Below are 5,148 nucleotides of genomic sequence, written 5' to 3'. Positions count from 1 at the left end.
ATCGGCCCCGACGCCGTCCTCAGCCCCCTCGCCGACGCCACCCCCACCCTCCGCAAGAACCGCCCCGAAGCCCACCAGCTCGTGACGGCCCTCGGCGGGTTCTTCGCGCGGGGCGGCCGCGTCGACTGGGACGGCTTCCTCGGTGGCAGCCGGGGCGAGCCGGTCGACCTGCCGACGTACGCCTTCCAGCGCGCCCGGTACTGGCTGGACGCCACCGACGCCCCGGCCGACGCCTCCGGCTTCGGCCTGCACGCGACGGAACACCCGATCCTGGGTGCCACCGTGGAGCTGGCGGACGGCGACCACACCCTCTTCACGAGCCGGCTGTCGCTCGCCACGCACCCGTGGCTCGCGGACCACGCCGTGGCCGGTACGGCGCTGCTGCCGGGCACCGGGTTCGTGGAGCTGGCGGTCCGCGCGGGCGAGCAGCTGGGCTGCCCGCGCCTGGAGGAGCTGACCCTGTCGGCGCCGCTGGTGCTGCCCGAGCAGGGCGGCGTACAGGTGCAGGTCGTCGTGCGCGACGCGGACGGCGCGGCCGGCGGGCACCGGGCGATCGAGGTGTACTCGCGGCGCGAGGGCGACGCGGGCGGCGACGCCGGCCCGTGGACGCTGCACGCCAGGGGCACGCTGGCACCCGCCGCGCCCGCCGAGCAGGGCACCGCCCTGGTGGCGTGGCCGCCGGCCGGTGCCGCCGAGGTCGAGCTGACGGACGTGTACCAGCGCCTGCTGGACGAGGAGTACGCGTACGGCGGCCCGTTCCGCGGCCTGCGCCGCCTGTGGCGCGGCGCGGACGGCGAGCTGTTCGCGGAGGTCGCGCTGCCGGAGGAGGCGCGGGGCGACGCGGGGCGGTTCCTGCTGCACCCGGCGCTGCTCGACGCGGCCCTGCACCCGCTGCTGCCGGGCGTGGCCGACGCGGACCGGGCGGCGATGCTGCCGTTCTCCTGGTCCGGGGTGCGGGTGTACGCGTCGGGCGCGACGGCGCTGCGCGTGCGGCTGACCCCGACGGGCGCGGACACGGTGTCCCTCGCCGTGGCGGACGCGGTGGGCGCCCCGGTGGCGTCCGTCGAGTCGCTGCTGCTGCGGCCGCTGTCGAAGGAGGCGCTGCGGGAGGCCGCGTCGACGGCGCGGGACGGGCTGTTCCGGGTCGTGTGGTCGGCGGGCGCGCCGGCGGCGGCTCCGGTGGACGCGTCGGACTGGGCGGTCGTCGGCGGGGTCGCCGTCGAAGGCGCCACGCGGTACGCGTCGCCGGCCGAGGTCCCGGACGGGACCGGCACGGTCGTGTACGCGCCGGCCCCGACGTACGGCTCCGACGACGTGGCCGGGGCGGCGCACGCTCTGCTGCGCGACACGCTGGCGGCGCTCCAGGCGTGGCTGGCGGACGAGCGGCGGGCCGACGCGACCCTGGTCGTGGCGACGCGCGGCGCGGTCGCGACCGGCGACGGCGAGGACGTCACGGACCTGGCACACGCCGGTGTGTGGGGTCTGGTCCGGGTGGCCCAGAGCGAGAACCCGGGCCGTATCGTCCTGGTCGATGTCGACACGGACACCCTCGACCCGCGGCACGTCTCCCCCGACGTGCCCCAGCTCGCGGTCCGGGGCGCGGCGGTCCTGACGCCGCAGCTGGCCCGTACGACGACCTCCGCCTCCGAGGAGGCCGAGGGGCCGCGCTGGGACGGCGGCACAGTCCTCGTCACCGGCGCCACCGGCGCCCTCGGCGGCGTCCTGGCGCGGCACCTGGTCACCCGGCACGGGGCGCGGCACCTGCTGCTGCTCAGCCGCCGCGGCATCGACGCCCCCGGCGCCCGCGGCCTGCGGGACGAACTGACCGGACTGGGCGCGCAGGTGACGTTCGCGGCCTGCGACGCCGCCGACCGCGAGTCGCTGGCCGCGGTACTGGCCGGAATCCCGGCCGGCCGGCCGCTGACCGCGGTCGTCCACACGGCGGGCGTCCTCGACGACGGGCTCCTGTCGTCGCTCACCGCCGAGCGGCTGGCGAAGGTCCTCCAGCCGAAGGTCGACGCGGCCTGGAACCTGCACGAGCTGACGAAGGACCAGGACCTGACGGCCTTCGTGCTGTACTCGTCCATCGCGGGCCTCATCGGCAACGCGGGCCAGGCCAACTACGCCGCGGGCAACACCTTCCTCGACGCGCTCGCCCAGCACCGCCGCGCCCATGGCCTGCCCGCCACCAGCCTCGCCTGGGGCCTGTGGGCCGAGGCCAGCACCATCAGCGGCGGCCTCGACGAGACGGACCTGAAGCGCATCGAGCGCACGGGTCTGCTGCCGCTGTCGTCGGACGACGCGATGGACCTGTTCGACGCCGCCCCCACCACGGGCGAGGCCGTCCTGGCCGTCACCCGGCTCGACACGGCCGCGCTGCGCCGGCAGGACGACCCGCAGCCACTGCTGCGCGGGCTCGTACCCGCGGCTCCGCGCCGCGCCGCCGCCGCGTCGGCGGCGGGCGGCGGGGACGCCGGGTCGCCGCTGGCCCAGCGGTTCGCGGGCCTGTCGCCGGACGAGCGCCGCCAGGCGCTCACGGACCTGGTGCGCGCCCAGGTGGCCGGGGTGCTCGGCCACGCCGACCCGGCCGCCATCGGAGCCGAACGGGCCTTCCAGGAGATCGGCTTCGACTCCCTCACCGCCGTCGAGCTGCGCAACCAGCTCAACAAGGTGAGCGGGCTGCGGCTGCCGACCACGCTGGTCTTCGACCACCCCAACCCGGCGGCGCTCGCCGCGCACCTGGACGCGGAGCTGTTCGGCTCGGCGCCCGAGGCGGCCCCGGCCGCGGTGACGGCCGACTCCTCGTCGCTGGAGCCGATCGCGATCGTCGGCATGGCCTGCCGCTACCCCGGCGGCGTCAACGGTCCCGAGGACCTGTGGCGGCTCGTCGCCGACGGCGTCGACGCCATCACCGAGTTCCCCTCCAACCGCGGCTGGGACCTGGAGAACCTGTACCACCCCGACCCGGAGCACACCGGCACCACGTATGCCAGGGGCGGCGGGTTCCTGCACGACGCCGACCGGTTCGACCCCGAGTTCTTCGGGATGTCGCCGCGCGAGGCGCTCGCCACCGACCCGCAGCAGCGGCTGCTGCTGGAGACCGCGTGGGAGACCCTGGAGAACGCCGGGATCGTCCCCGCGTCGCTGCGCGGCAGCCGTACCGGCGTGTTCACCGGTGTGATGTACCACGACTACGGCTCCCAGCTGGACAGCGTCCCCGAGGACCTGGAGGGCTACCTCGCCAGCGGCAACGCGGGCAGCGTAGCCTCCGGCCGGGTGTCGTACACGCTGGGCCTCGAAGGCCCCGCGGTCACCGTCGACACGGCCTGCTCGTCGTCGCTCGTGGCCCTGCACATGGCGGCCGGCGCCCTGCGCTCGGGCGAGTGCGACCTCGCCCTGGCCGGCGGCGTCACCGTGATGGCGAGCCCGACCTCCTACGTGGAGTTCTCGCGGCAGCGCGGCCTGGCGCCCGACGGGCGGTGCAAGCCGTTCGCGGAGGCCGCCGACGGAACCGGCTGGTCCGAGGGTGTCGGTCTGCTCCTCGTGGAGCGGCTGTCGGACGCCCGCCGCAACGGCCACCAGGTGCTCGCCGTCATCCGGGGCACGGCCGTCAACCAGGACGGCGCGTCGAACGGCCTGACCGCGCCCAACGGCCCCTCCCAGGAGCGGGTCATCCGCCAGGCCCTCGCCAACGCCCGCCTCCAGCCGCGCGATGTGGACGTGGTGGAGGCGCACGGCACGGGCACCCGGCTCGGTGACCCGATCGAGGCGCAGGCCCTGCTGGCCACGTACGGCCAGGACCGGCCCGAGGGGCAGCCGCTCTACCTGGGCTCGCTCAAGTCGAACATCGGGCACAGCCAGGCGGCGGCCGGTGTCGGCAGCGTCATCAAGATGATCGAGTCCATGCGGCACGGCGTCCTGCCGAAGACCCTGCACGTCGACCGGCCGACCAGCCACGTCGACTGGGAGGCGGGCGCGGTCGAGCTGCTGACGGAGGCCCGCCCGTGGGAGGCGCCGGGACGGCCGCGGCGCGCGGCGGTGTCGTCGTTCGGCATCAGCGGCACCAACGCCCATGTCGTACTGGAGGAGCCCCCGGCCGCCGACGCGGCGCAGGACGCTCCCGCCGTCGCTCTGCCGGTCACGCCGTGGGCGCTGTCCGGCCGTACGCCCGAGGCGGTGTCCGACCAGGCCGCGCGGCTGCTGGCGTACGCCGAGGAGCGGGACGGGCTCGACCTGACCGCGGTGGGGCACTCGCTCCTGTCCACGCGCGCCCTGTTCGACCACCGCGCGGTGGTGGCCGGTGCCGACCGGGACGAACTGCTGGCGGGGCTGCGGGCCCTGGCGGCCGGCGAGTCGGCACCGCACGTGGCCCAGGGCACGAAAACCGCCGGGAAGACCGCCTTCCTCTTCACCGGCCAGGGCGCGCAGCGCACCGGGATGGGCCTGGAGCTGTACGACACCTACCCCGCCTACGCCGAAGCGTTCGACGCGGTGTGCGCCGAACTGGACCCGCTGCTCGACAAGCCGCTGCGCGAGATCATCGCCACCGGCGAGGAGCTGGACCAGACCGGCTACACCCAGCCCGCCCTGTTCGCCACCGAAGTCGCCCTCTACCGGCTGGTCGAGTCCTGGGGCGTCACCCCGGACTACGTCGCCGGCCACTCCATCGGCGAACTGGCCGCCGCCCACATCGCGGGCGTGCTGAGCCTGCCGGACGCGGCCCGACTGGTCGCCGCCCGGGCGCGGTTGATGCAGGACCTGCCCACGGGCGGGGCGATGATCGCCCTCCAGGCCACCGAGGAGGAAGTCCTCCCCCTCCTGAAGGACGTGGGGGACCGGCTGTCGATCGCGGCCATCAACGGGCCCGACTCGGTCGTGATCTCCGGTGACGAGGCAGCCGCCATCGAGGTCGCCGCCCACGTGCAGAACCTGGGCCGCAAGACCAAGCAGCTCACCGTCTCGCACGCCTTCCACTCCCCCCGCATGGACGGCATGCTCGACGACTTCCGCCGCATCGCCGCCGAACTCACCTACAACGAACCGCAGATCCCCGTCGTCTCCACCCTCACCGGCGCCCTCGCCACCGGCGACGACCTGCGCACCCCCGCCTACTGGGCCGACCAGGTCCGCCAGGCCGTCCGCTTCGCC

Annotated in this window: 1 protein-coding gene; it reads left to right on the top strand. The window is 75.6% G+C overall.

Annotation, left to right across the window (positions count from 1 at the left end):
- A partial coding sequence (locus tag ABZX67_RS33050) for an SDR family NAD(P)-dependent oxidoreductase (RefSeq protein ID WP_355368426.1) occupies nucleotides 1–5,148 on the top strand: 5,148 nt, incomplete at both ends.

Source organism: Streptomyces sp. NPDC003036 (assembly GCF_040611175.1).
In the GTDB taxonomy this organism is placed as follows: Bacteria; Actinomycetota; Actinomycetes; order Streptomycetales; family Streptomycetaceae; genus Streptomyces.
The sequence above is the reverse complement of the archived record's forward strand: the minus strand, read 5'-3'. Positions and strand labels throughout refer to the sequence as shown.